Consider the following 25,162-nt stretch of genomic DNA (forward strand, 5'->3'; position numbering starts at 1 on the left):
CGAACTGTGCCTCTGCAGTAACCGGGGTCGATTTCTAACCTGAAACCGATGCCGCGTTAACGCACTGGTATTGCATTCCCGCCCGCAAACCAGCCATCTAGTGAAAAACATATAACAAAGTAAGACTTCGAAAGCAGTAAAATGTTCACCTACGTAGCTCCTCCCTCGTCCTCGTCGCCTCTTAGTGCCATTCAGGGCAACTATGTTTTTGGCGATGGGAATCCAAACACAGTCACGACCATCACATATAGTTTTGGCGAGTATCTGGACACGGGTGATTGGACACCAACGCTCAAGGCCCAGTTCAGAATGGCGTTGAGCGCGATTGAAGCAGTTGCAAACATAAACTTCGTCGAGATAAGCAATAACGGTACTGCGGACCTTATTGAGGTAGTGGCGCCTAGTTCGTTTTTTGATAGCTCGACACTGGGCTTTCACCAAGTGCCTGGCCCTGGGGGCGGCACGCCTTTGTTCGGCGCATTCAATACAGGCTACTGGAATGCTGCGAATGGGTCGCCGGGCGGCTATTTCTTCACGACAATCCTGCACGAGATCGGTCATGCTTTGGGGCTGGGGCACCCCCATGACAACGGGCTAGGTACGACAGTTATGGCTGGCGTGACCAACCCCTTCAACTCCTTTGGTGTGTCGAACCTGAACCAGGGTATTTTTACCGTCATGTCCTATAATGACGGATGGACCAGCCAAAATGGAATTCTACCGGTATCCGCAACCTATGGTGGCTCTACCGGATTGGGCGCGTTGGACATTGCCGCCCTGCAAGCCATGTACGGCGCCAACACGTCGACCAACTCTGGCAACAACACCTACACGCTGGCATCCTTTAACACCGCGGGTACCGGCTATCAGGCCATCTGGGATACCGGTGGGATCGATACATTGTCCCACACAGGCGCCAACAGCGCTGTCCTCGACCTTCGTCCAGCAACGCTTGACTACACCGCAACGGGTGGTGGCGCGGTTTCGCTTGTCTATGGTATAAAGGGCGGGTTCACTATCGCGCATGGCGTCGTGATCGAGAACGCGTCCGGAGGATCCGGTGACGATGCGATCGTCGGTAATACTGCGGTGAATGGGCTATCTGGCAACGGGGGCAACGATACCTTCTATTCTGTGTCCAATGGCTCCAACAACAACGTGATCAATGGCGGCAGCGGCAATGACACGATCCATGTCGCTGCAGGAACTGGTGCCGACATAGTCGACGGTGGGGCCGACAACGACATCGCTATCGTATCCAGCAATGCTGGGTCATTCACTGGTGGCACAGGCATTGATACGATCCGCTTCATCAGCGCCACGTCTGGCTATCTGTTTCTAGACAACGGGGCAACTTTCGGGTTCTTGAATGTTATCACCCGCGTCGTGTTCACCGTTTACAATGATGTGGAACTATTCGAGTTCTCCAATGTTGGGCAAGCATTCACGCAATCGCAAGTGATGCAAGCCATGCAGGTCAGCGACGTCGAAACCAACGGGACAGTTCTGCAACACGCAGCGCAGGGTATTTATGTCTTGGACGGAGGAACCGACAATATCGCTTTGACCTATAATGGTCAGGTCATGGGACAGAACTCTCTGGCAGGTTGGAACGCCGTTCAGGCAGAAGAAACCGCTTCTGGCTATCGGGTGCTATGGCAGAACGTAGATGGCAGTTATTCCGAGTGGTTCCTGAACAGCCAAGGCCAGTTTGTCAGCAATGTGGTTGTCGGAAATGTTGTTGATCTGGAAGCCGTATATGGCGCGGATATCAATGGCGACGGCACGATTGGCCATACGACCACGACCGTCGAAAATACCGGATCCATCACGCTTCAGAATTCGACGCAAAACGGCTACATCATCGACGGCAACAAAACGCTGAGCCTGAACGGTCAAAACATTGGCGAAAATACTCTGCCCGGTTGGTCCGCAGTGCAGGTAGAGGCCTTTGGTGATGGCTACAAAGTACTGATGAAAAACATAAATGGCACCTATGCTGAATGGGAGCTGAATAGCGCTGGTGAGTACGTCGCAGCCACGCTGATCAACAATGTTGTGGATGTCGAAACCTTCTACGGCGCCGATATCAACGGCGATGCCAATATCGGCCATGTCCTCCTCGCTAACATTGATACCAACGGGGCCGTAAACCTGGCTGTTTCAACGCAAGATGCTTATGTGGTGGATGGCACCAAGACATTGACCCTGAATGGTCAGAAGATCGGCCCCAACAGCATCCCCGGCTGGCAGGCCATACAGGCAGAAGCGTATTCAGGTGGATATAAGGTTCTGCTTCGCAACTCAGACGGCACGTATGCCGAATGGACGCTGGACAGTACCGGAGCTTACGTCAGCAGCGCGATCGCAGGTAACGTATACGACCTTGAAACATTCTATAGCGTAGAGCTGAATGGTGACAGCACAGTGGGTCATGTCACGACAACTGTCGAAAACGCCGGCACCGTCACACTTCAGAGTTCGACGCAAACCGGCTACGTCATCGATGGCAACAAACCGCTGACTCTGAATGGCCAAAATATCGGCCCGAATACACTGCCGGGTTGGACGGCTGTACAAGTAGAGGCCTTTGGTGATGGCTACAAAGTACTGATGAAAAACATAAATGGCACCTATGCTGAATGGGAGCTGAATAGCGCTGGTGAGTACGTTGCAGCCACGCTGATCAACAATGTTGTGGATGTCGAAACCTTCTACGGCGCCGACATCGACGGCGATGCCAATATCGGCCATGTCCTCCTCGCTAACATTGATACCAACGGGGCCGTAAACCTGGCTGTTTCAACGCAAGATGCTTATGTGGTGGATGGCACCAAGACATTGACCCTGAATGGTCAGAAGATCGGCCCCAACAGCATCCCCGGCTGGCAGGCCATACAGGCAGAAGCGTATTCAGGTGGGTATAAGGTTCTGCTTCGCAACTCAGATGGCACGTATGCCGAATGGACGCTGGACAGTACCGGAGCTTACGTCAGCAGCGCGATCGCAGGTAACGTATACGACCTTGAAACATTCTATAGCGTAGAGCTGAATGGTGACAGCACAGTGGGTCATGTCACGACAACTGTCGAAAACGCCGGCACCGTCACACTTCAGAGTTCGACGCAAACCGGCTACATCATCGATGGCAGCAAACCGCTGACTCTGAATGGCCAAAGTATCGGCCCGAATACACTGCCGGGTTGGACGGCTGTACAAGTAGAAGCCTTTGGTGGTGGCTACAAAGTACTGCTGAAAAATACGAACGGAACCTACGCCGAATGGGAGCTGAATAGCGCTGGTGAATACGTCGCAGCCACGCTGATCAACAATGTTGTGGATGTCGAAACCTTCTACGGCGCTGATATCAACGGAGACAGCGCAACTGGCCATACAACAACAACGGTTGAAAATGACGGCGCTGTTGCGCTGCAATTGTCTACGCAAACAGGCTATATCGTCGACGGTAACAAAGCCTTAAGCCTGAACGGTCAATCGGTGACACCCAACACATTGCCGGGCTGGAGCGCCATTCACGCCGAAGCCTTCGGAAGCGGGTACAAAGTTCTGCTTAAGAACACTGACGGCACCTATGCCGAGTGGACATTGAACAGTGCCGGACAATACGAAAGCGCTTCAATTATCAACAACATAGTGGATTTCGAGACATTCTACGGCGCTGATCTCAATGGCGATGCCACTGTTGGCCATACGACAACTGTGATTGAAAGCAACGGCAGCACGACGCTGTCTGTATCCACCCAAACGGGTTATATCATTGATGGCGATAAGACACTGACCTTGAATGGTCAGGTTGTCGGCCCCAACAGCTTGCCCGGCTGGGAAGCTATTCACACCGAAGCGTTTGGCGGAGGTTTCAAGATTCTGCTGAAGCACACGGACGGGTCTTATGCGGAATGGACTTTGGATGGAAACGGTGGCTACTTGAGCGCAGAAATCATCCCTAATGTGATTGATGTGGAAAATTTCTATCAATACGATATCAACGGTAGCGGAACGGTTGGCTACGCTCTGCCCAAACTAGCTCAACAGCAAAAGACAGCGCCGGCACTGGCTGGGTTCGGCGAAGCCGACGAGATTCTTTTTGCCGACATTCAGAATGACCCGTCGATGCAGATCGAGAAGGATATAGCTTGGATTTCCCCGCAGAGCGCTGACAACTTGGGCACGAATCTGACACCAATCGGAACCGCCAACGTTGCCGAGTTGGGTTTTGTGGATGGACTGCTAGACGACGACGTCTTCTTGATTTGAACCAGGTAGTGGAGAGCATACGCTGGCTATGCCTCTCCAATTCCTGCGCTAAACTAGGTGTTTAGTCCCGGCATCTGGTGGATCGGATTGACAATGAATCGACCCGGTTCGGAAGTCGAGATTTTGCAGATGTATTCGTACGGCGTGAGTCCGCTTAGTGTCTTCAATCGACGAGCGTAATTGTAGGCATCGAGGAAGTCAGTCAGATGCGAACGAAGTTGGTCGTGGCTCTCGTAGCGATACCGCTTGACGGTTGCGTCCTTGATGGTGCGGTTCATGCGTTCGACCTGACCATTGGTCCAAGGGTGGTTCGGCTTTGTCAGGCGATGCTCGATACCGTTCGCGTCGCAGATCATATCAAAGCGCATAGGCCGGGAATGGATTGTGTTCCTGTTTCGGGGCTATTCGGCGCGCAGGATACCGTTGTCGGTTAGGATAGTGTGGATACGATAGGGCACCACTTCAAGCAGGTGCTCCAGAAACTCCCAGGCAGTTTTCCTGTTTGCCTTGCCCACCAGCTGGGCCACGGCAAACTTGCTGGTGCGGTCAATGGCCACAAAGAGAAAGAGCTTGTCTTCAGCGGTCCGGAGTTCGGCGATGTCGATATGGAAGTAGCCGATTGGGTACCGCTTGAACTTCTGCCGTTTCGGCTTGTCTCCGCCCATGTCGGGCAGGCGTGAAATGCCGTGCCGCTGCAAGCAGCGGTGCAATGAAGATCGTGTCAGATGAGGAATAGAGGGCTGAAAAGCACAGAGGCAATCATCAAGCGGCAGCAAAGTATGACGCCGGAAGGCAACAATCATCGCCTCTTCATCTTTACTTAGCACAGTCGAGTTCGGCTCCTTTGGGCCTGTCTTTCTATCCTCGACCGTTTGACGCTTTCGTCACTTGGCAACGGTCTTCACGTTGATGCCAAGCTCGCGGCTCAGCTTAGCGTTCGAAGCTTGCGATCGCTGTATTGTTGCTCGGATGGCGTGCGTTGTCGTGGCGCAGCCGTGACGTATCTGTCCCATAAGGCATCCTTCCGGCTTTGTTGCACAAACGCGGTTGTGACCGGAACTCCCCTTTCCCCGGACGGATTTATCCTACGGGCTCTGTGACGGGCATGCCAAGAGCAGTGCAGCAGTTGAGCACAGCAACCTGCCGCTCGAAGTCCCTCGCCATGAGGCTTTGCCACAGCAACTTGATACAATGCATTTTGGTTTCGACGCGGCTCCGGCGATGGTATCCGCTCCACCGTTTCCAGATGGTTCGAACGAGATAGCGTGAGGCACTGATCGCATCGTTCCGGGCGATGGCTCCAGGGCTCGTAGGCTTCCACGGCCTGGCACTCTTATGCGGTGGTATGACCGGGTGGGCACTGCGGGCGGCAATCGCGTCATGACATTTGCGCGTGTCGTATGCCCCATCGGCGGTCACTGATCCGATGTCCTGATCTGGTTCAGTGGTTCGGTTCCCCCGCGATGGGGCAGGCTCACATTCAGCGTATTCTGGCGACGGCACAGTGTACTGTAATCGGGCACATCCCAATCCAGGCCGACCATCTGCAACAAGTTCTGAACGAAGCCGGTTGTTTGCCTCAAGGGCAACCCAAACAGAACTTTCATGGTTAGACAGGTCTGGATCGCGGCATCGCTGAACTTGCATTGGCGGCCGCGCCTGCCAGTCGGGGGCGGCGTCCTAGCCATCTCGGGATCAAACCAGATCGCCAACGATCCGCGCTGCTTCAGGCTATCATTGTACGACGACCAGTTCGTGGTCTTGTATTTCGTGGGGGCCCAACTGCTCATGCCTTCCGGCTATCTTGCTGCATTCATACAGTGAATCCCTGACGGGATTTGTGCAACAAAGCCGATGTAAGAACAAAACGTTTGTTTGTCTCACGCACATGGGCAACGAGCTTGTTGCCAAAGTTTGACATATGCAGCAGGTCAATCTCAGCGGTCAGTTCAAGTTGCCTGATCTGATCAAGTTGTTCGTGAGTGCAATTTGTCAGTAGTTGAAAGCAGCTATAGATCTCTTCCAGCGAGACATCCTCGCGGTTATGTTCTGCAGCGTCTTCTCGCGCCAGGTTTTCAGCTGCCACGCGATAGTCTTTGAAATGCTCCGTGACCTGCCTCACAGATTCGTGCGTTGACATGAAGTCGAACGCGTCAACCGGGGACGCACAATGCCGAAACAAGACAGTATCGAAGATATCGACGGACAGAAAATGATAATTCTTAATCTTTTCAAAAATTTCGCTGCCAGAGGACACGTTAATAGCCTTTTTGAATTTTTCTGTACGCAGAACTTTCCCGTGCTGTTTGGGCTGCCTGCTACGATTTCCGTCTCGCAAGTGGTCAGACGCGCTTAACAATTTCTTGAAGCGTTGCCAAGTTGGCGCCACAAGGATAAGTGGACCATCGCTTGTCCATTTAGTTGACCAGCTAAGGTATCAAGACCCAAGTAAAGGGCGACTTCCGGTGGCAGAGGAACAATGCGAATTTTGTTGCCGAGGTCCAAAACACTGAGAAACGCGGCATCTTTCGTTGAGGCCCGAACCGCCAACTTGGGTTCAAGCTTGGCTCTGAAAAAATTCAGAATATGTGATGAAAATCCACTAAGTCTTCGCCCTGTCTCGGGCGTAGCCTATCGGCACAGACATTGCCCAGCCAAGAGCGATGTAAGACGTTAGCGTTACGTTACAGCATGACTGCGCAATTGGCGGCGCGCGTTAGCTCTGCGCTTCTTCCTGCAAATAGGCCAGCAGGTTCACGATGTCTTCGTCCTTCTTAAGGCCTGGGAATTGCATTTTGTTGCCCGGGACCGTACCGCGTGGGTCGGCGAGGAAGCCGGACAGGGTTTGGGCGTCCCAGGTAATGCTAGAGTCCTGAAGCGCTGCTGAGTATTTAAACCCGTCAACCTGTCCCGCTTGTGCCCCTAGAACACCAAACAGCGAAGGGCCAACACCATTGCGCCCTTCTTTCAACTTGTGACAGGCGCTGCATTTACGAAACACTTTCTTGCCAGCTTTCGCATCCCCCTCGACGGCCACCGCTGCAACCTCGGTTGTGGCCACAGGTTCTGCATTGGCGTGTTCACCATCCAGTTCGAACATAAGCCGCGCAGTGACAGGGACGGTGCGGGTGATACCTGACAGATCGGCCAGCTCCATCAGCTTGTCGATCCCGGCATTCACACCAGCATCTTCAGTACTGATAAAGACCATATCGTTGGTTGTGACCAAGACTGATTTTTCCGTCAGGCGGGCCACGAACAGTTCAGCGTCAAATTCAACATCCGTCCCAGCCAGCGACAACACTGCCTCGCTGTCGACAGTTGTGGTTTGCCCAACGTCAAGGGCGGTCAATGCGCCCATGTCGACCTCAGCCGTCAACGTCGCGCTGCCTGCCTTGCGGAAGACGTACTCGACCATGCGTTCGTTCCGGATATCGATATTGGTCTCGACCGAGGACAGGTTGATTTCAATAACGGCCTGACCATCCGGGCTGACCATCCCGCTCAGCGACGTGAAGCTGTTGATCTCACCCACCGTGTCTTTCTTGATGCTGCCATAGGCCAGGTGCGAGCCGTCCTGCACCAAGGTCCAGCCTTCGGCCAGGGCAGGGCCTGCAATAATTGCCGACGCGATCGTGACCGCATGTATCAGATGTTTCATTTCATTCCTCCTCGGGTTATGCCAGTCCTGAGCGCGCGGGCCCGGTCCGTGAACATGAAACACACACAGGTCGCATTTTATTCGATGGCGGGTGAAACAAGCTCGGAACAGGCGGTCAGAACCGCAGTGCAGACGCATTCCAAACGCGTCTGGCGTTTTGCTTTGGCGCTGTCGGGTGCGTCGGATGTGGCCGATGATCTGGTTCAGGCCACGTGTCTGCGCGCGCTTGAGCGTCATCATCAGGTGACATCGCATGATCGACTGGATTCGTGGCTGATGACCATCTGCCGATCAATCTGGCTGAACGAGGTTCGATCTCGCGCCGTGCGCAGGGCACAGGCGCTGTCGGTGACGCCCGAATCCGAATTGGTTGCAACAGGCCCGGATTCAGAAACGAATATTTTCGCCACTGAAGTGTTTACCCAAGTGATGCAGCTGCCAGAAGCGCAGCGGGAAACGGTTATGCTGGTTTTTGTCGAGGGCTACAGCTACCGCGAGGCCGCCACGTTGCTGGACGTTCCCATCGGCACAATCATGAGCCGGCTGTCCAGCGCCCGGCAAAAACTGAAAACCGTAATGCAGCAAGATGCGGCAAGCGCCGCACAACGGAGTGGCAAATGACGTTTTCCGACGAGACGCTTCTGGCGTATCTGGAAGGCAATTTGGAAGAGGCCGAGGCCGGTCAGATCGAGCAGGCGGTCGAAACGGACCCAGAGCTTGAACAGCGTCTAATGGCGCTGGATCCGTTTGCCGGTATGGTGCAGGGGGTTTTTGAAGCTATTCCTGCGCAAGCGCCCGAAGTGGTTCTTCCTGAACCTGCCGCTCAAACCTCCGGGCCTACTGGTATGGGTTTGACGCGGCTTGCCGCTGTTGCGGCCAGTGTTGCGATTATTGCCGCATCTGCGACCTGGTGGACCATGCGACCCGCACCGTTGGGCTGGGCGCAACAGGCCGCAATTTATCAGTCACTCTACGTGCCCGACACAATCGCTCCGCTGGATGCGTCGACCGAAACTTTGGACAAGCAGTTTGCAATGGCCGAAGAACAACTAGGCCGTTCGTTGAATCGAGATACGTTGGAGGCGTTGCCGGGGCTTGAGTTGAGGCGGGCGCAGGTTTTATCGTTCAAGGGTAAGCCGCTGATCCAGATCGTGTTTGCAGATGAACAAGGGCAACCAGTGGCCTTTTGCGTGATCCGGCAAGGACCTGACGCCGCGAACAAACCAGCCAAATCGGCGGTGCTAAGCGGTTTGGCCACGGTGACATGGGCTCAGGATGGATATGGCTACATGCTTTTGGGCAGCAATCCACAAACCGATCTGACCGGTGAACTGGATGTTCTGTCCCGGACATTTACGGGTTAGAAAAATCCACTTGTGAACCGCCCGAAATGCCCAAAGAATGCGGGCATGAAGTCCAAGTCTGTCATACCGCTGCCCGAGGAAGAGGTCGAAGAGGCCACACCGCCAAGCATCTATGACTCTGATCCATCCGACGAGGATGACCTTTGGTTTCTCCCTCCTGAGGATGAGGACGCAGCAGAGGATTTTCTGCCTCCCGGCCCCCGGCAGGACAATCGGGTTTTGTTCGACCCGCGCGATTGGCGGGCCGCCCAGGCTACACTGTCCGCAGAGTTGGCCGATCTGGCCCTGACCTTTGGCGCGCTGGATGAACGTTTGCGGGCGGGACCCGATGGGTGGACCCACCGTCTGGCATTGATGGACGTCTCGGATCTGGGCTGGTGGACAGGCGACCGGATCGGTGTCGACCGACTGGCCCTGTGGACAGGCTTGCGCATTGGGGCGACCAGCGATGACGCACAAGCCCTGTACCGGGCGGGGTGGGCCGTGCGCCGCCTGACCTCGGGCGCGGGTCCGTCGGTTGGTGGATGGCAGGCCGGGTTAGGCGCATTTCTGGACCGAATGGCGCAGGGGATCGAAGAGGTTCCGGAGGCTGTAGCTGATCTGGCCGAGGTCATGGAAAATGTCGAAGGCCTGCATCCGGTAACACAGGCCGCAATTGCCTTTCACGCCTGGCGCGCTGTCTCGGACGGGATCGGGCAAGATACCGAAGCCGCGATCATCGCCGCACGTCATGCGGCCTCGATGGGTCGTGGCGGGGCCATGTTCATGCCGCTGGCCCTATCCGGGCCCGGCGCACTGCGCGGGATGGGCGAACCCGAAGAAAAACTCGCAGCATGGATCACCGGGGCTGGGCAGGCAGCCTTGGCCGCATTGCTGCATCTCGATCGCGTCAATGCGTGGGAGGTACGGGCCCGCGAAGCGACAGAAGGTTTATCAGGTCGCACCCCGCCCCTGTTGACTGATGTGCTGACCGCATGGCCGATGGTCTCGGCCCCATTGGCCGAAGAATTGACGAAAGCATCGCGTGCAACAGTACAACGCAATATCGACCGGTTCAGCCGCCGCGGCCTTCTGCGCGAAGTGACAGGTCAGGGGCGGTATCGCGTCTGGACAGCAGCGCTGTGATCCGGCAGCCGTACTTGCCGGAACGTGGCCACTGCGCACCGTGACAAAGACAATTTCGGTTCTAAGCACGTGGTTATTACAGGCAACATAATGTCGCTGAAGGGCTAGGCATATGGGCCGAACCAACCGTAGCCTTACAGTCAAGTAGCGCTGTTTTGGGCGGTGCCCCAGCAGGGCTTCTATCGGAACACAGCGACAGGTGCCGGGATGTCAAACGCTTATAAACTGACCCAGGAACAGTCTGACCAGTATTGGCAGGATGGGTTTCTGTTCCCTCTTTCGGTCTTTTCCGAAGACGAAGCTGCAGAGTTCCGCGCAGAACTGGAACAGATCGAAAAAGACTGGCTGGAAGCAGACCTGCCATTGCCGCTGAACACCTATAAGCGGGTCAACGCCCATCTGGTGATTCCCCTTGCAGCCCGGATCGCACAAGACAAGCGCATTCTGGACGCGGTCGAAGGTGTTCTGGGCCCAGATATCATGATCTGGTCCGCCGAATTTTTTATCAAGGAACCAAAGACCAAGCAAACGGTTGGCATGCATCAAGACCTGACCTATTGGGGCATGGGCGAAACGCCTGATCAGGTGACGGCCTGGATCGCGCTGTCACCGGCCACCGTTCAAAGCGGTTGCATGGATTTTGTCCGCACTAGCCACAAGAACCCGATCCTGCCGCATACCGACACCTATTCCGAGACAAACCTGTTGTCGCGCGGTCAGGAGGTGGCCGTCGAGGTTTCTGAGGACGAGAAAACTCATATCGAACTGAAACCCGGCCAGATGTCATTGCATCACGGGCTGACAATCCATGGCTCGGGCCCAAACGCGTCAGATGACCGACGGATCGGGTTGGCGATCCGCTATCTCAGCCCCAGAGCACAGCAACTGGTGGCAGATCGTGACTATGCCATGTTGGCACGGGGATCGGATGCGCACAGCAACTTCGTACCCGTCCAAGCCCCGGACGCGCTGTTCTCACCCGAAGCTCTGGCGCTTTATGAACAAGTGCGGTTGGACCAAAGCAAAGCGTTGGCCGAAGGGGCGGACAGCTCTGTTCCGCTTTACTCCAAGATGTAAGCTTGAAGGGTCAGGCGCTTAGCGCCCGACACCAACATAGGTCTCAAAACCGGATTTCAGCGCTTTGCTTTCAGTATAGATATTGCGCAGGTCGACCATGCGGGGCGTGTTCATTGCCTCTGCCAGATCCGTCAGATTCAGCGCCCGGAATTCATTCCATTCAGTCAGCAGTACGACCACATCGGCGCCTTTTGCTGCGGCGTAGGGATCATCGGACCATTCAACTCCAGGCAACAGGGCCTCACCTTCGGATTTACCTTGCGGGTCCACCACACGCACTTTGGCCCCACCGCCGATCAGGGCCGGAACAATGGTTAGCGATGGCGCATCGCGCATGTCATCGGTGTTAGGCTTGAACGTCACACCCAGCATCGCAACGGTTTTACCGTTGAAACTGTCGCCGCAGGCTTCGCGGATTTTCTCGATCATGCGCTTTTTGATCTCATCATTCACGCGAATGACTGTTTCGGTGATCTGCATCGGATACGCATGCTCTTGACCGATCCGCGCCAGCGCGGCGGTATCTTTGGGAAAGCACGACCCGCCATAGCCCGGACCCGCGTGCAAGAACTTGTTCCCGATACGACCATCCAGACCAATGCCGCGTGCCACCTCTTTCACGTCGCCGCCGACCCGTTCGCACAATCCTGCGATTTCGTTGATGAAAGTGATCTTGGTCGCCAAAAACGCATTGGCTGCGTATTTGATCATCTCGGCGCTTTCCAGATCGGTGGTCAGGATCGGGAAGTCACGCAGATAGAGCGGGCGGTAGATCTCGGCCATCACCTCAGCCGCGCGGTCACTTTCAACGCCGACCACGACGCGATCCGGGCGCATGAAGTCGTCAATCGCCGCGCCTTCGCGCAGAAATTCCGGGTTCGAAGCGACATCGAAATCCGCATCGGGATTGGCTGCTGAAACAACCGAATGCACCTTGCGGTTTGTGCCTACGGGTACGGTCGATTTGGTGACAATGACGGTGTAACCAGTCACGGCCTGCGCGATCTCTTCCGCTGCGGCCATCACGTAGGTCAGATCCGCATGACCATCTCCGCGCCGTGTCGGCGTGCCCACGGCGATGAACACCGCATCTGCACCATCGACGGCGGCAGCCAAATCGGTGGTAAAGCTCAACCGCCCAGCGGCCACGTTCTTGGACATCAACACATCAAGGCCCGGCTCATAAATCGGAACGTCGCCAGCCCTTAACATGTCGATCTTTGCTTCGGCTTTGTCGACGCAGATCACGTCATGGCCAAAATCCGAGAAACACACGCCCGACACCAGGCCCACATAGCCAGTGCCGATCATCGCAATACGCATTCTTAAAAATCCTTCTCACCAATTACCGCCTGCGGCGCGCATACAATCAAAGAAACTGCGAAGGGTTTCAATGCCTGACTCGGGCCTGCGCCTGCAATACACAGTTTCTTGCTGGTTTTTGAGACAGAAACAGACGATGCGACCCTGTGGAGCACAGAAGGGTGGGACGTATCTGGCCAAATTCCTGTTGGAACAAAAGCGTGAATGCATGGTTTCAAGTTGCGCGCGCCGTCGTTTGGCACGAACCGCTTGCGTTAAATTATTTAGGAAGCACGCGAAACAAACCCAAATCTCTGTCTGTATTATCGCAATCTACCGGACATTGCAAAACGCCGCGAATCGTTCTGCAACAGCAACCGGACAAGGTGCACCCAGACATCGGGGCCTTGTCCGATCGATCTTTGACGGACTAGAACACTGGCGCTTGCGCTCCCTTATCTGGTCTGCGCGCCAGTGGCTTCAATCAGAACCAGCGGCCTATGGCGGTAACCGTCGGCGAACGTGTCGAAGCGTCAGAGGCGGTCGACAGCACTTGGTAGCTGACCTGAGATGTGGATGATGAGGTATCAAATCCAACAAAGCGCGCTGTGGCACCACCGCTACCGCTGAGGGCAGGAGTATCAGCGAATATGGCGGGAAAGGCCCAGGTGGCAGCGGCGCTTGAAAACAGCGCACCCTCGGCATTTGTGCAATCCGTTGCGGGTAAGGCGGCGGTACAGATTTGCGTGCCATCGGCAAAGCGGATGTAGTCGCCATTTGTGGTGCTGCCCCGTTCGATCACGGCCCCGGTGGGGGTACCAGAAGCCTCGGAAACAGTTCCCAGCAAGTTGCCCGGGCCGTAGCCATAGTCGGCGCGCATCAGGCGTCCGGCGGTTGTGTCGTCCGCACTAGTCTGAACCGCCGCGCCTGTGGCGGTGCCGGTGGCTGGATCAATGCTCAGCGCATCCGTCCAGTTCCCGCCATCCGGGGAAACCTTGATCGAGAAACCCGTGCTACCGTTCAATCCCATCTCGGCATAGCCGGTCCAGTTCGACTGAAACAGCAGCGATGCGGTGTCAGAGGCACCGGATTTGTTGATTTTCAACTGATGCCCACCGCCATCATGGCTCAGCAATGTGGCCGCGCTGCGCACGGACAGGCGATTGGTGGCATCTGAACTGGTGCCCACACCAACACCATCCAGATTCTGCGTCGGGATAGGAGGGGTGATCCAAGCCCCACCATCCCAGACTTTCTGCTGGCCAGCCGCTAGGTCCCAGGCGCGCCAACCCGTCTCTGGCGTGACGAAATTCCAGCTATTGTCCAGCCAAGCCGCCAGCTCTCTGCCATGACCGGCCCAGTCGCCGGAAGGGCTTGCACCCAGTGCATGAATCTCACCCTGTTCCGGCACAGCCGGTGGCGTGGTTGCATCTGTCGAAGCGACAGCCAGCTGCACCACAAGATCCAGACGGCGCAGCGCTTCGTTATGGGTGACATGCTTTTGCGCCTGCGAGGGTTGCAGGAATGGCAGGTTCAATCGGGGTGAGTTCTGTGACACGGGGCGCGTCCTCCTGTAGCTGTCGGTCCGACATTTCTATTGCGCGCCACCCTGCCGCGATGCACATGAATCCTGTCTGACCGGGCAGATCGCCCGATTTACCCTGCGTTAGGATTTTGTTTCCATATTGGAAATAATAATGCCGAATTCGGCACATCGCTCATAAATCCGAGGTCGCGCGCGTGATACCTCGTGCTACGATCTATGTTCAATTGCGCGCGTAGATATCTTCGTACCGGATGATGTCATCCTCACCCAGATAGCTGCCGGTTTGCACTTCGATCAGAACCATGGGCACTTTGCCCGGGTTCTCCATCCGGTGAACCGCACCCAGCGGGATATAAACTGACTGGTTTTCCGATACGAGCTGCACCTCATCATCAATCGTCACCTTGGCCGTGCCCTTGACCACGATCCAATGTTCCGAGCGATGGTGGAGGGACTGCAGGCTTAGTGCGGCGTCGGAGTTTACGTGGATACGTTTGACCTGGAACCGATCATCGATCACAAGGCTTTCAAACCAACCCCAAGGACGGTGGTCGACGGGCAGCGATTCCGCCTGCCTTGCACCTTTGGCCTTCAGCGCACTCACCGCCTGTTTGACATCTTGCGCCCGGTCCATACTTGCCACCAGAACCGCATCGGGCATGGCGACCGTGATGACGTTTTCCAAACCCATGGCAACTACCTCTTGCGCCGGGGATTCTGAACGGATCAGAACGTTCTGGCAATCGATGGTTGTAACCTCTCCGGTCGTGGCCACATCGCTCGGGTCGGGTGCGCTCAGCTCATGCACGGCGGTCCAGCTGCCTACATCGGACCAACCATCGGCGTAGGGGACAACACTCAGATTTGCCGCCTTTTCCATCACCGCGTAATCAATCGAAATGTCATCGACCTTGGCCCAGGCGCTGGCATCCAGGCGCAAAAATCCCAGATCGCTTTGGGCCTGTTCCACCGCTTGCCGGACAGGTTCAATCAAATCGGGCGCGTGTAGTTCGAAGGCAGCGATGATGTCACGTACAGCAAACAGGAAGATGCCCGAATTCCAAAGATAGCTGCCATCCGTCAGCATCGCCTTGGCGCTGTCCAGATCAGGTTTTTCAACAAACCGATCCAGCGGAATGGCCGCGCCCGAAGCGTCTGGCGTCTGGCTGAGTTTCAAATAGCCATACCCGGTTTCAGGCCGGTCGGGCGTGATCCCAAACGTAACCAGATCTCTGCGTGCAGAAATCGCTTCGATTCCGCATGCAACGGCGGCGTGAAAGGCGGTTTTGTCGGGAACCACATGATCAGACGGGGCCACCAGCATGATGGCCTCTGGGTCACTGTCGGATAGCTGCAGGGCAGCCGCCAGAACGGCAGGCGCAGTGTTGCGCCCTTCGGGTTCGATCAGGATCGGGCCAGGACCAACACCCACGCCCATCAACTGTTCGGGCAACACAAAGCAGAAGGCTTAATTGTTTAGAATCAAGGGTTTGACATAGATTGCGGCCTTCGGTCCCCTGCGCCGCACCGCGCAGTCCTGCAGCAAACTGGTCTCACCCACCAACGGCACAAACTGCTTGGGATAGCTTTTGCGGGACAGGCGCCACAAACGGGTCCCTGACCCACCGCAGAGAATGACGGGATAGACGGTATTGATGATGCGCATGCCTTTGAGCTTCAGCTATCTGAATGTATCGCCTTAATCGCCGTTAAGGGGATGGGCCAGTGCCTACTGAGCCGCTTTTCCCGTGGCAACGATGTCGTTCAGATACTGGCTCAAATCGCCACGCAAATCGTCGCGCGCCAGTGCAAAGGCCACAGTAGCCTGCAGGAATCCGGCTTTTGAGCCGCAATCAAAGCGCTGACCGTCGAACTTGTAACCAAAGACTGGAACACCGTTCCGGATGTCTTCTGCGATCGCATCGGTCAGCTGAATTTCGCCACCGCTGCCGGATTTCATTGAGTTCAGATTATAAAGCACCGACGGGCCCAAAACATAGCGCCCTATTACGGCAAGGTTCGAAGGCGCTTCTTCCGCTTTGGGCTTTTCCACCATACCGCGCGTGCGCACCACCGTGCCCACATTGTCACCCACGTCCAGCACACCGTATGAACTTGTTTTTTCATGCGGAACTTCCATAGCAGCAACCATGTTGCCACCGGTTTCCTCGTAGGCTTCGATCATCTGCTGCAGGCAGGGTTTGTCGGCTGCAATAACGTCGTCTGGCAACATCACGGCAAAGGGCTCGTCTCCGATCAGACGACGCGCGCACCAGACGGCATGCCCCAGGCCCAACGCTTTGTGCTGACGGATATAGGCAATGGCCCCGCTTTCCATATTGGTCGCGTTCAGCGTCTCCAAAAGTTCATCTTTACCCTTGGCTTTCAGCTCTTGCTCCAGAACCAGGTTGTGATCGAAATAGTCCTCAAGCGCAGATTTCCCGCGCGAGGTGACAAAAATGAACTCTTTGATCCCGGCGGCGCGCGCCTCGTCGATGGCATATTGCACCAGCGGGCGGTCAACCAAGGTCATGATTTCCTTGGGAACAGATTTTGTCGCAGGCAGGAATCGTGTTCCCAGCCCCGCAACAGGAAAAATCGCTTTGGTGACCTTGCGTGTCATGGTGCCTCTCAAATCGTAAACATGCCGGTAGATTGCAGCCTGACCGGTGTATCCTCATAGGCTGCGCAACCGGATCAATCAATAACGCCCGAGAATTCGGGAACTAATAGGTCAAATCGTGCCATCTAGTGGAGGCAGAGTCAAAATCCGATCTTCAATCTGGCTGAATTGTCACGCACTGTTCACCGAACGGGCAAAATCCTGATCACTGTCAGTTTTTCAGACGTGATTTCATCGTTTTCTCGGGGAAACAGGTGGGGTCTTGGCCCGTGGCCTCCTGCCATCGCCCGATTGATCGGCGGGTTTTGAACCCCGGCAGCCCGTCGGCGCCGCCGACATCGTGTCCCTGTTGTTCCAGCGCTCGCTGCATTGCTGCGATGTCTGATCGATAGAGGCCCCCGACCGCGCCCCAACGGCCCCGGAAATCTCCGACACCATACTGAATCCGGTCTCCGACATGGCCCACAAACAGGGCATAAAGATCGCTTTTGTTGTACTCCTTCAGCACGTAGAAATTTGGTGTCACAAGAAACGCCGGACCGTTGCGACCAGCAGGCATCATCAGATAGCCCTCACCCTTGAGTTCGTGGTTTGGGAAGGGTTTGCCCGAAACGCGACTGACACCCAATGCGGCCCAATCCTGTATGGCACGCCCTTGGTCTGGTCCTTCAAGCGCACAGGATAGCGAGGTTGGCACCGTCACCTCAAACCCCCAGTCGCGACCTTCAACCCAGCCGTGCCGGTCCAGATAGTTCGCAATCGACGCGATTGTGTCGTCGGCAGACCCCCAGATATCGGCCCGACCATCCCCGTTTCCATCCGCAGCATAAGTCAGAAAGTTGGTCGGCATGAATTGCGGCTGCCCCAAAGCTCCGGCCCAAGAGCTTTTCATTTCGCGCACATGCCCTGCCTCGGCGATTTGCAGCGCGGCGATCAACTCGGTTGTGAAATACTCAGATCGCGTGCTCATGAACCCTTTGGTCGCCAGAACCTGAAACGCATCATGCAGAATTGGAACCTGACCATACCCGCTTTCGCGACCCCAGATCGCCAAAATGATGCGAGCTGGGACCCCCGTTTGCGCCTCGACACGAGACAGGGTAGCCGCATGGCGGCGCGCCATTTGCCGACCCACAGATGTGGCCCCCTGAACCGACCCCGCATTAAAGTACCTCCCGGGAGAGCCAAACTCTGCCTGCCTTTGGGCTTTGGGTGTCTTCGCTTTGCTTCCAGGAGGGATAAGGTCGGGCAGGTCCCAATTCAGCGTAACGCCGTCAAAGGCCGCATTCATCGTCTTGCGCGACACACCCTTGGCGCGAGCCTGCGGCCAAACGGTCTGATCCAGCCAGGACTGGAACTGCCGTTCAACTGATGCACGATCCTGCGCGGCCGCGCCACTGGCCAAGCATAGGCAAAATAGAAGAAAAAGCACCTTGCGCATCTGAAATCACCTGCTCTGAGCCTGTTTAGGCAATTTGTTATCATTTATGCCAAGGATGACTGAAACCCGCATCAAAATCCATGGCATTGAACCACCTCCGCGACATGCCGCCTTGCATTCGAAAAAACCTTGAGAAATGCGCGGTCTCTGCCGATAGTTGTGACCAGGATAAAATCAAAAGAGGGCAGGCATGACCACGAACAGAACGTCCCTTGTGGCAAATGTGGTTCTGACGGCCCTCGGAATTCTGGCCACGTCGACCCAGATGGCGGGGGCCAGTGACAGCTTCATGGACCCCCAGGGCCCTATTGCGGCAGTGCAGAAAACGCATCTTCTGCGGGCAACAGCGCTGATCCTGATCGCCGTTATCCCTGTTCTGGTTTTGGTTCCAACGATCGCACTGCGCTATCGACGTCGAAAAGGCGGGAACGCGGCGTACAGGCCCGATTGGGATTTCTCCGCCCGGCTTGAGATGCTGATGTGGGGCATTCCGGTGGCCATTGTCGCTATCCTGTCCTTCTATCTGTGGAAAACCACTTATCGGCTCGACCCGTATTCAGCCCCATTCGGTGATGAGCCAGCCGTGCGAGTGCAGGTTGTTGGACTGGATTGGAAATGGTTGTTCATCTATCCCGATCTTGGCATCGCCACAGTCGGTGAGCTTGGAATTCCCACCAAACAACAGATCGCCATGACACTGACCACCGATACGGTGATGCAATCTTTCATGATCCCAGCTTTGGCCGGGCAGATTTATGCGATGCCGGGCATGACAACCAAGCTGCATCTGGTTGCGGACCAACCCGAAGTGATGCAAGGCGAAAACACCCAGTATAACGGGCGCGGCTTTACCAAGCAGAAGTTCGAAACCCTTGCGATGAACCCTGATGATTTCAAAGCCTGGGTCAACAAGGTCCGGCAGAGCGGTATCCTGCTGGACCCGGAAACGTATAAAACCCTTGCCATGCGCACGGACCGGGATGAGGTTCAGGCAGCGCTTGGCACGCCAGAGATGCCTGACCGTGCCTTGTATTTCAAACTGGATGACGGGGATCTGTTCCATACCATTCTCCACCGATACCATGGCGGCAAAGCGCTGCCACTGGATCAGCAACCCGGAACAGTTGCATATGGGCAGGAGGTCGACCAATGACATCAGAAAACGGTTTCTTTGGTCGCCTGAGCTGGGATGCATTGCCCATCACCGGCCTGATTCAGGACTCCAACGCAAACGAAATTGTAGCCAATGCCGCCGCAGGCATTGTCATTGTTGGGGCGATCGCCGTGGTTGGTCTGCTGACTTGGTTTCGGCTTTGGGGGCCCTTGTGGCGCGATTGGTTGACCAGCGCTGACCACAAGAAGATTGGCATCATGTATATCGTCTTCGCCATCGTCATGCTCGCGCGGGGCGTTCTGGAGGGCGTTGTCATGCGCGCCCAGCAAGCCGCCGGACCGGGAGAGGGTTTTCTGGAGGCCGAACACTTTGCCGAGCTGTTCAGCACCCATGGCACGATCATGATCTTCTTCGTCGCCGTGCCGTTTGTGTTCGGAATCGCCAACTATGTTATCCCGCTGATGATCGGCGCGCGCGATGTAGCCTTTCCTGTGATGAACCAGATCAGCCTCGGCCTGACGGTATCTTCCGGCATGATGCTGATGGTGTCGCTGGTTGTCGGGCATTTCTCGACCGGAGGCTGGACGGCTTATCCACCCTATACTGGGGCCGCGTTCAACCCAGGCGTCGGGCCGGACTATTGGATTTGGGCCATCGTTGTCTCAGGGATCGGAACAACGCTGACGGGGATTAACTTCGCCGTCACAATCTACAAGCTGCGCGCGCCGGGGATGACGTTCATGCGGCTACCGATGTATTGCTGGACGATCATCTGCAGTTCTATCCTGATCGTCTTTGCGATGCCGCCCTTGGGCGTTGCGGCGCTGTTGCTGGCCGCTGACCGCTATCTGGATTTCCATTTCTTTACCAATGACCTTGGCGGCAATATGATGAACTACGCTAACCTGTTCTGGCTTTTTGGCCACCCCGAGGTCTATTTGCTGGTTCTGCCCGCCTATGGCATCTATTCCGAGATCTTCGCGACCTTCTCGGCCAAACGGCTTTACGGCTATACCTCACTGGTCATCGCCACAATGTCGATAGCCGTGCTGTCCTTCACTGTCTGGTTGCATCACTTCTTCACCATGGGGCAAAGCGCGCTGATCAATGCGGTATTCGGCATCGCAACCATGCTGATCGCCATCCCGACCGGCGTGAAGGTCTATGATTGGATGGCCACCCTCTGGCGGGGGCGCATCCGGTTTTCAGTTCCCATGCTGTATGGTCTTGCCTTCTTGATGCTGTTTGTCATCGGTGGCCTCAGCGGTGTGATCCTGGCCAATCCAACCATTGACTACCAAGTGCATAACACTCTGTTCCTGGTGGCTCATTTCCACAACGTCCTGTTGCCGGGCGTTCTGTTCGGCTTGCTCGCCGCCTACAATTACTGGTTCCCCAAAGCCTTCGGGTTCCGCCTCCACGAAGGCTGGGGCAGGGTGACAGTCGCTCTCTGGACGATCGGCTTTATGCTGACATTCATGCCGCTCTATTTTGTTGGCCTGATGGGTATGCCCCGCCGGTCCTACAGCTGGGAAGACCCGAGTTTTCACCCCTACATGATCGTCGCCGTCATCGGAGCATTGGTCATCACGGCAGCGCTGTTTTCAGTGCTGGTGCAGCTATGGGTCAGCATCCGCAACCGCGACAAAACCCGCGTTCCCGTTGGTGATCCATGGGATGCGCGCACGCTGGAATGGTCTATCCCAGCACCACCGCCACCCTATAACTTCGCCATCATCCCGCAGGTAACTGACCGAGACAATTTTGCTGCCGCCAAGGAGCGCGGCGCGGCCTATCCGACGCCGGATGCCTATGAGGATATCGAAATGCCGCGCAACACCGGAATTGGCTTCATCCTGTGTGTGGCCAGCGGCATCTGGATGTTTGCGCTGGTCTGGTGGATCTGGTGGCTGGCTGCTCTAATGACGGTGGTGATGATCCTGGCATTCATCCTCTGGACCTTCGACACCAGCACCGAAATCACCATCCCGGCCGAAGAGGTCCAGCGCGAGCATGAAGCCTGGCTGGCACTGGTGCACAGCGAAACCGCCATAGATCGCGACCACGAGGCGGCCCCGGAGAACCGCGGCCTTGCTCGCCCCGACATGGAGGTGGTGACATGAAACGCGCGCCAACTCACAGCTATCCGGGCATCAATCTGGGCGATCGCCATGCCAGCGCTCACAAGGCATCCGAGGTCGTGACCTTCGGCTTCTGGGTCTTTTTGATGAGCGATCTGGTCTATTTCGGCCTGATGTTCGCCATCTATATCACCATGATCGACGCTCAGGCAGGCGGGCCTGGCCCACATGAGCTGTTCGACCTGACCAGCATCTTTGCGCAAACCATGATCCTGCTGACCAGCAGCCTGACCGTTGGATTGGCGATGCTGGCCCTGAAATACAATCTGCCACGACCACGGATCATCCTGTGGTTTGGGGTGACGCTCCTGCTGGGGATCAGCTTCCTTGTTCTGGAGATCCGAGACTTCATCGCCATGGCCGAAAAGGGCGGCATCCCGCAGCGTAGCGGGTTCCTTTCGGCCTTCTACGGCCTCGTGCCGCTACACGGTCTACATGTTGCCGCCGGGTGCGTGTGGTTGATTGTGCTGGGTATCCAACTGCGGGTTATGGGCATGACCGATGTCGTCAAATCACGTGTGGTCAGGCTGGCGCTGTTCTGGCACTTCCTTGACCTGATCTGGATCGGCATCATCACGATCGTCTATTTCGGAGGGCTAACCTATGGATAAACGCTCTGAAATGCATCGGCGCGAGCGGCGGCGTTACGTGATCGGCTATGGCGGTTCGCTGCTTCTGACTTTCGCGATGTTCGGCGTGGCCTATCGCTGGGGGATTGAAACGACCGGTGTTTATCTGACCATCGGCCTGCTTGGACTCGCTCAGCTGATCTTTCAGCTGATCTATTTCCTGCATATCGACCGCAGACGCAGCAGCCGAGAGGATTTGGACTTGATCCTGTTCTCAACCCTTGTCTTGCTGATCATCATCCTTGGGACGGTCTGGATTCTGGGCAATCTGGCGGTCCGCATGCACATGCATCCGATGTAAGGGAGGCGGCCCGTCGGCTATCGGGTTAGCTCCAACCCTAGCCACAAGGCGCCCCAACACAGGGCAAGGCTGATCATGATATTGCCCGCCGCCAGTGCAAGCGTGCGTTCGCGGCGCAATTCCAGCGTTTGATAAGCAAAGCTTGAGAATGTGGTGAACCCGCCGCAAAAGCCAAAAACCAGACGCTTCTGCTCTTCCCCCATCTCAACGGGACCGCCCAAATAGCCGATCCAAAGGCCCAGCAGCAGGCTGCCCATTACATTCACGATCAGGGTCGATAGCGGCAGTGCGTGGGTGATCCTCAATGCAAGCCAATGGCGCAGCACTGCGCCCAGCCCGCCACCCAGGCCAAACATTGCATGCAGGTAGAGATCAGTCATTACTACGCCTTCCTGCATGAAACCGTCGGCCGAGCGCTTCGCCTGCCAAGGCTGCGGCCAGACCGAAAACTATCTCCAGCCCGGCAGCGGCAGATGCAGTCCAAAACGCAACTTCGGCCAAACGCTCAAGCTCGGCCACGAAAGAAGAAAAGGTCGAAAGGCCGCCACAGAACCCAATTGCACCCAGATGCAGAACATGGGCATGAACCCGATGGCGGACGGCATAGAGCCAGCCCAGCACGAAGCACGCAAAGACATTGATGCCAAAGGTTGTCGTCAACAAAGGCGCGCCGGGGATCTCGAATGCAAACGCCTCGCGCAGCAACGACCCTAGCGCACCGCCGACAAACACAGAAAGAAACATAAGGGCTTGTTCGTGTCGTCCGCGTTTGGTGTCTGGTCTCGCCAAGTGAGCTGCCCTTTACTGTGGTATGATCCGAATACCGCCTGCGAAACACGGGATCAATCAACGCCTTAACAAGGTTTCACATTCACGCCGGGTTTGATTTCCATGAGCCGAAGGGCTTGCAATCAAAAGCCAAACGGTTTCACTTTGACTTCAACACCTTTGGTTCATATTTCACCCACGGAGATCAGAAATGGTTGTACGCAGGCTTTATTACTTTCTGAGTTTCGTCTGTCTGCCCTTGGTGGTTGTCTGGGGCTTTTTTTGGCCACCGGCGCATTGGCTCCTGATTCTACTGATCCCTTACGCCGTGGTTGGGATGTATGACATGCTGACCACCAAGCACAACGTGCTGAACAACTACCCCGTTTTGGGGCATTTCCGCTATATGCTGGAATTTGTCAGCCCCGAAATCCGCCAGTATTTCGTCGAAACCAACGAAAGCGGGCGACCGTATAATCGGATCATTCGCAGCCTTGTCTATTCCCGCGCTAAAGGCCAGGTCGACACACAGGCGTTTGGCACTCAATATGACATCACGACCGTGGGCTATCATCGCTCCAACCACTCTCTGGCCCCGAAAGAAGTGGATAAGAGTGAAGAACGGGTGATGCTGGGCGGACCGCAATGCGAAAAACCCTATAACGCATCACGCTTGAATGTTTCGGCCATGAGCTTCGGCGCGCTCAGCGCCAATGCGATCCGGGCGCTGAACGGCGGAGCCAAGGATGGCGGTTTTGCGCATAACACCGGTGAGGGCGGATTGTCGCCGCATCACCTTGCCGAGGGTGGAGATATCATCTGGCAGATCGGTACCGGCTATTTTGGCTGTCGTACACCCGACGGAGGCTTTGACAAAGATTTGTTCGCCGAAAAGGCCAAGAAGGATGTTGTCAAAGCAATCGAGATCAAGCTGTCCCAAGGGGCTAAGCCCTCGCATGGCGGCGTTTTGCCCGCCGCAAAGGTTGACAAAGAGATCGCCGAAATCCGTGGCGTGCCCGAGCATCAGGACGTGATCTCACCACCCATTCATTCGGCTTTCGACGGTCCAACCGGGTTGATGGAGTTTGTACAGCACTTGCGCGAAATGTCAGGTGGCAAGCCCATTGGTTTCAAACTGTGCATCGGGCACCCATCCGAATTCATGGCGATCTGCAAAGCAATGCTTGAAACCGATATTCTGCCCGACTTCATTACCGTCGATGGCGCCGAAGGAGGGACTGGCGCCGCCCCGGTCGAGTTCACCAACCGCCTGGGCTTACCTGTAAATGAGGCGGTGGTCTTTGTGAACAACTGCCTGCTGGGGGTTGGGTTGCGCGACAAGATCCGGATCATCTGCGCAGGCAAAGTGGCCACAGGTTACGACATGGTCGAGAAATTCGCCCTGGGTGCGGATATGTGCAATGCCGCCCGTGCGATGATGTTTGCGGTAGGCTGTATTCAGGCGTTGCATTGCAACACCAACCGATGCCCGTCAGGCGTCGCCACCCAGGATCCGATCCGAGGCAGGGCGGTCAACGTTCCGCAAAAACGCCAGCGGGTGCACCGATATCACGATGCCACACTCGAAAGCTTCCGGGAACTGCTTGGCGCAATGGGCAAAGCCACAGTCTCGGACCTGCACCCCGGCGATATCCGCCGTCGCATGGCAGATGAGACTGAGCGTTCCTATGCCGAAATCTACACTTTCGTCGAAGAAGGCGCGCTTTTGTCGGGCACCGCGCCGGACAACTACACAGCGGATTGGAACCGCGCATCCGCGGCGCATTTCTAACGG

At 56.1% G+C, this 25,162-nt stretch carries 18 protein-coding genes and 3 pseudogenes; 10 read left to right on the forward strand and 11 right to left on the reverse strand.

Annotation, left to right across the window (positions count from 1 at the left end; genetic code table 11):
* Window positions 1–141 precede the first annotated feature (141 nt).
* The gene (locus tag AC2FGE_RS05020; protein ID WP_496818106.1) at window positions 142–4,275 is read left to right on the forward strand and encodes a M10 family metallopeptidase C-terminal domain-containing protein; all 4,134 of its coding nucleotides are present in this window, start codon (window positions 142–144) and stop codon (window positions 4,273–4,275) included.
* A gap of 53 nt (window positions 4,276–4,328) precedes the next feature.
* Here AC2FGE_RS05020 and AC2FGE_RS05025 read toward each other — a convergent pair.
* The 4 genes and pseudogenes from AC2FGE_RS05025 to AC2FGE_RS05040 all read right to left on the reverse strand — a co-directional run bounded on the left by AC2FGE_RS05025 (window position 4,329) and on the right by AC2FGE_RS05040 (window position 7,936).
* Window positions 4,329–5,288 (reverse strand): annotated as a pseudogene (locus AC2FGE_RS05025) (IS481 family transposase).
* 67 nt (window positions 5,289–5,355) lie between these two features.
* Window positions 5,356–6,065 (reverse strand): annotated as a pseudogene (locus AC2FGE_RS05030) (transposase).
* A gap of 23 nt (window positions 6,066–6,088) precedes the next feature.
* Window positions 6,089–6,664, reverse strand: coding sequence for a hypothetical protein (locus AC2FGE_RS05035; protein WP_496818107.1), 576 nt, complete (start codon window positions 6,662–6,664; stop codon window positions 6,089–6,091).
* A gap of 327 nt (window positions 6,665–6,991) precedes the next feature.
* The gene (locus AC2FGE_RS05040; protein WP_496818108.1) at window positions 6,992–7,936 is read right to left on the reverse strand and encodes a c-type cytochrome; all 945 of its coding nucleotides are present in this window, start codon (window positions 7,934–7,936) and stop codon (window positions 6,992–6,994) included.
* A 54-nt stretch (window positions 7,937–7,990) separates the two neighbouring features.
* Here AC2FGE_RS05040 and AC2FGE_RS05045 point away from each other — a divergent pair, with 54 nt between their 5' ends.
* The 4 genes from AC2FGE_RS05045 (at window position 7,991) to AC2FGE_RS05060 (ending at window position 11,502) form a co-directional block, all read left to right on the forward strand.
* Window positions 7,991–8,557 carry an RNA polymerase sigma factor gene (locus AC2FGE_RS05045; protein ID WP_496818110.1) on the forward strand — a complete coding sequence of 189 codons (567 nt, stop codon included), beginning with the start codon at window positions 7,991–7,993 and terminating at the stop codon, window positions 8,555–8,557.
* On the forward strand, window positions 8,554–9,300 hold the full coding sequence (locus tag AC2FGE_RS05050; protein ID WP_496818111.1) for an anti-sigma factor: 747 nt from the start codon (window positions 8,554–8,556) through the stop codon (window positions 9,298–9,300). Before AC2FGE_RS05045 ends, AC2FGE_RS05050 begins: the two co-directional genes overlap by 4 nt.
* A 45-nt stretch (window positions 9,301–9,345) precedes the next feature.
* Window positions 9,346–10,425 carry a helix-turn-helix domain-containing protein gene (locus tag AC2FGE_RS05055; protein ID WP_496818112.1) on the forward strand — a complete coding sequence of 360 codons (1,080 nt, stop codon included), beginning with the start codon at window positions 9,346–9,348 and terminating at the stop codon, window positions 10,423–10,425.
* A gap of 207 nt (window positions 10,426–10,632) precedes the next feature.
* A complete protein-coding gene (locus AC2FGE_RS05060) occupies window positions 10,633–11,502 on the forward strand; it encodes a phytanoyl-CoA dioxygenase family protein (RefSeq protein WP_496818113.1) in 870 nt (289 codons plus the stop codon).
* An 18-nt stretch (window positions 11,503–11,520) separates the two neighbouring features.
* Here the strand turns inward: AC2FGE_RS05060 and AC2FGE_RS05065 are convergent, their stop codons facing one another.
* From AC2FGE_RS05065 to AC2FGE_RS05085, 5 genes and pseudogenes are all read right to left on the reverse strand, one after another.
* Window positions 11,521–12,825 carry a UDP-glucose dehydrogenase family protein gene (locus AC2FGE_RS05065; protein ID WP_496818114.1) on the reverse strand — a complete coding sequence of 435 codons (1,305 nt, stop codon included), beginning with the start codon at window positions 12,823–12,825 and terminating at the stop codon, window positions 11,521–11,523.
* A gap of 463 nt (window positions 12,826–13,288) precedes the next feature.
* Window positions 13,289–14,362: a DUF2793 domain-containing protein gene (locus AC2FGE_RS05070; protein ID WP_496818115.1), complete on the reverse strand. Its 1,074-nt coding sequence runs from the start codon at window positions 14,360–14,362 to the stop codon at window positions 13,289–13,291.
* Window positions 14,363–14,570: 208 nt separating this feature from the next.
* Window positions 14,571–16,007, reverse strand: a pseudogene (locus AC2FGE_RS05075) (mannose-1-phosphate guanylyltransferase/mannose-6-phosphate isomerase).
* A gap of 72 nt (window positions 16,008–16,079) precedes the next feature.
* Window positions 16,080–16,973, reverse strand: coding sequence for a UTP--glucose-1-phosphate uridylyltransferase GalU (gene galU / locus AC2FGE_RS05080; RefSeq protein ID WP_496818116.1), 894 nt, complete (start codon window positions 16,971–16,973; stop codon window positions 16,080–16,082).
* 211 nt (window positions 16,974–17,184) lie between these two features.
* Window positions 17,185–18,414 (reverse strand): lytic murein transglycosylase, encoded by a 1,230-nt coding sequence (locus AC2FGE_RS05085; protein ID WP_496818117.1) that lies wholly within the window; start codon window positions 18,412–18,414, stop codon window positions 17,185–17,187.
* A gap of 190 nt (window positions 18,415–18,604) precedes the next feature.
* Here AC2FGE_RS05085 and AC2FGE_RS05090 point away from each other — a divergent pair, with 190 nt between their 5' ends.
* Genes AC2FGE_RS05090 through AC2FGE_RS05105 form a run of 4 tightly spaced genes read left to right on the forward strand, consistent with a single transcriptional unit; the run spans window position 18,605 to window position 22,599 of the window.
* Entirely contained in the window at window positions 18,605–19,567 is a 963-nt protein-coding gene (locus tag AC2FGE_RS05090; RefSeq protein ID WP_496818118.1) for a cytochrome ubiquinol oxidase subunit II, read from the forward strand.
* Window positions 19,564–21,651 (forward strand): cbb3-type cytochrome c oxidase subunit I, encoded by a 2,088-nt coding sequence (locus AC2FGE_RS05095; RefSeq protein WP_496818119.1) that lies wholly within the window; start codon window positions 19,564–19,566, stop codon window positions 21,649–21,651. Before AC2FGE_RS05090 ends, AC2FGE_RS05095 begins: the two co-directional genes overlap by 4 nt.
* The gene (locus AC2FGE_RS05100; protein ID WP_353011354.1) at window positions 21,648–22,280 is read left to right on the forward strand and encodes a cytochrome c oxidase subunit 3; all 633 of its coding nucleotides are present in this window, start codon (window positions 21,648–21,650) and stop codon (window positions 22,278–22,280) included. Before AC2FGE_RS05095 ends, AC2FGE_RS05100 begins: the two co-directional genes overlap by 4 nt.
* Window positions 22,273–22,599: a cytochrome o ubiquinol oxidase subunit IV gene (locus AC2FGE_RS05105; protein WP_496818120.1), complete on the forward strand. Its 327-nt coding sequence runs from the start codon at window positions 22,273–22,275 to the stop codon at window positions 22,597–22,599. Before AC2FGE_RS05100 ends, AC2FGE_RS05105 begins: the two co-directional genes overlap by 8 nt.
* 17 nt (window positions 22,600–22,616) lie before the next feature.
* Here the strand turns inward: AC2FGE_RS05105 and AC2FGE_RS05110 are convergent, their stop codons facing one another.
* The gene (locus tag AC2FGE_RS05110) at window positions 22,617–22,979 is read right to left on the reverse strand and encodes a fluoride efflux transporter FluC (protein WP_496818121.1); all 363 of its coding nucleotides are present in this window, start codon (window positions 22,977–22,979) and stop codon (window positions 22,617–22,619) included.
* Window positions 22,972–23,343, reverse strand: a complete 372-nt coding sequence (locus tag AC2FGE_RS05115; RefSeq protein ID WP_496818122.1) for a fluoride efflux transporter FluC — start codon at window positions 23,341–23,343, stop codon at window positions 22,972–22,974. Before AC2FGE_RS05115 ends, AC2FGE_RS05110 begins: the two co-directional genes overlap by 8 nt.
* Before the next feature lie 235 nt (window positions 23,344–23,578).
* On the opposite strand from AC2FGE_RS05115, the gene AC2FGE_RS05120 reads away from it, so the two are divergent.
* On the forward strand, window positions 23,579–25,159 hold the full coding sequence (locus tag AC2FGE_RS05120; protein ID WP_496818123.1) for an FMN-binding glutamate synthase family protein: 1,581 nt from the start codon (window positions 23,579–23,581) through the stop codon (window positions 25,157–25,159).
* Window positions 25,160–25,162 lie beyond the last annotated feature (3 nt).

Source organism: Ruegeria sp. YTSA075 (assembly GCF_059610245.1).

Coding starts and splice junctions, on each gene's coding strand:
- AC2FGE_RS05020 (WP_496818106.1), top strand. CDS start 142: ATGTTCACCTACGTAGCTCCTCCCTCGTCCTCGTCGCCTCTTAGTGCC.
- AC2FGE_RS05040 (WP_496818108.1), bottom strand. CDS start 7,936: ATGAAACATCTGATACATGCGGTCACGATCGCGTCGGCAATTATTGCA.
- AC2FGE_RS05045 (WP_496818110.1), top strand. CDS start 7,991: ATGAAACACACACAGGTCGCATTTTATTCGATGGCGGGTGAAACAAGC.
- AC2FGE_RS05050 (WP_496818111.1), top strand. CDS start 8,554: ATGACGTTTTCCGACGAGACGCTTCTGGCGTATCTGGAAGGCAATTTG.
- AC2FGE_RS05055 (WP_496818112.1), top strand. CDS start 9,346: ATGAAGTCCAAGTCTGTCATACCGCTGCCCGAGGAAGAGGTCGAAGAG.
- AC2FGE_RS05060 (WP_496818113.1), top strand. CDS start 10,633: ATGTCAAACGCTTATAAACTGACCCAGGAACAGTCTGACCAGTATTGG.
- AC2FGE_RS05065 (WP_496818114.1), bottom strand. CDS start 12,825: ATGCGTATTGCGATGATCGGCACTGGCTATGTGGGCCTGGTGTCGGGC.
- galU (WP_496818116.1), bottom strand. CDS start 16,973: ATGACACGCAAGGTCACCAAAGCGATTTTTCCTGTTGCGGGGCTGGGA.
- AC2FGE_RS05085 (WP_496818117.1), bottom strand. CDS start 18,414: ATGCGCAAGGTGCTTTTTCTTCTATTTTGCCTATGCTTGGCCAGTGGC.
- AC2FGE_RS05090 (WP_496818118.1), top strand. CDS start 18,605: ATGACCACGAACAGAACGTCCCTTGTGGCAAATGTGGTTCTGACGGCC.
- AC2FGE_RS05095 (WP_496818119.1), top strand. CDS start 19,564: ATGACATCAGAAAACGGTTTCTTTGGTCGCCTGAGCTGGGATGCATTG.
- AC2FGE_RS05100 (WP_353011354.1), top strand. CDS start 21,648: ATGAAACGCGCGCCAACTCACAGCTATCCGGGCATCAATCTGGGCGAT.
- AC2FGE_RS05105 (WP_496818120.1), top strand. CDS start 22,273: ATGGATAAACGCTCTGAAATGCATCGGCGCGAGCGGCGGCGTTACGTG.
- AC2FGE_RS05110 (WP_496818121.1), bottom strand. CDS start 22,979: ATGACTGATCTCTACCTGCATGCAATGTTTGGCCTGGGTGGCGGGCTG.
- AC2FGE_RS05115 (WP_496818122.1), bottom strand. CDS start 23,343: ATGTTTCTTTCTGTGTTTGTCGGCGGTGCGCTAGGGTCGTTGCTGCGC.
- AC2FGE_RS05120 (WP_496818123.1), top strand. CDS start 23,579: ATGGTTGTACGCAGGCTTTATTACTTTCTGAGTTTCGTCTGTCTGCCC.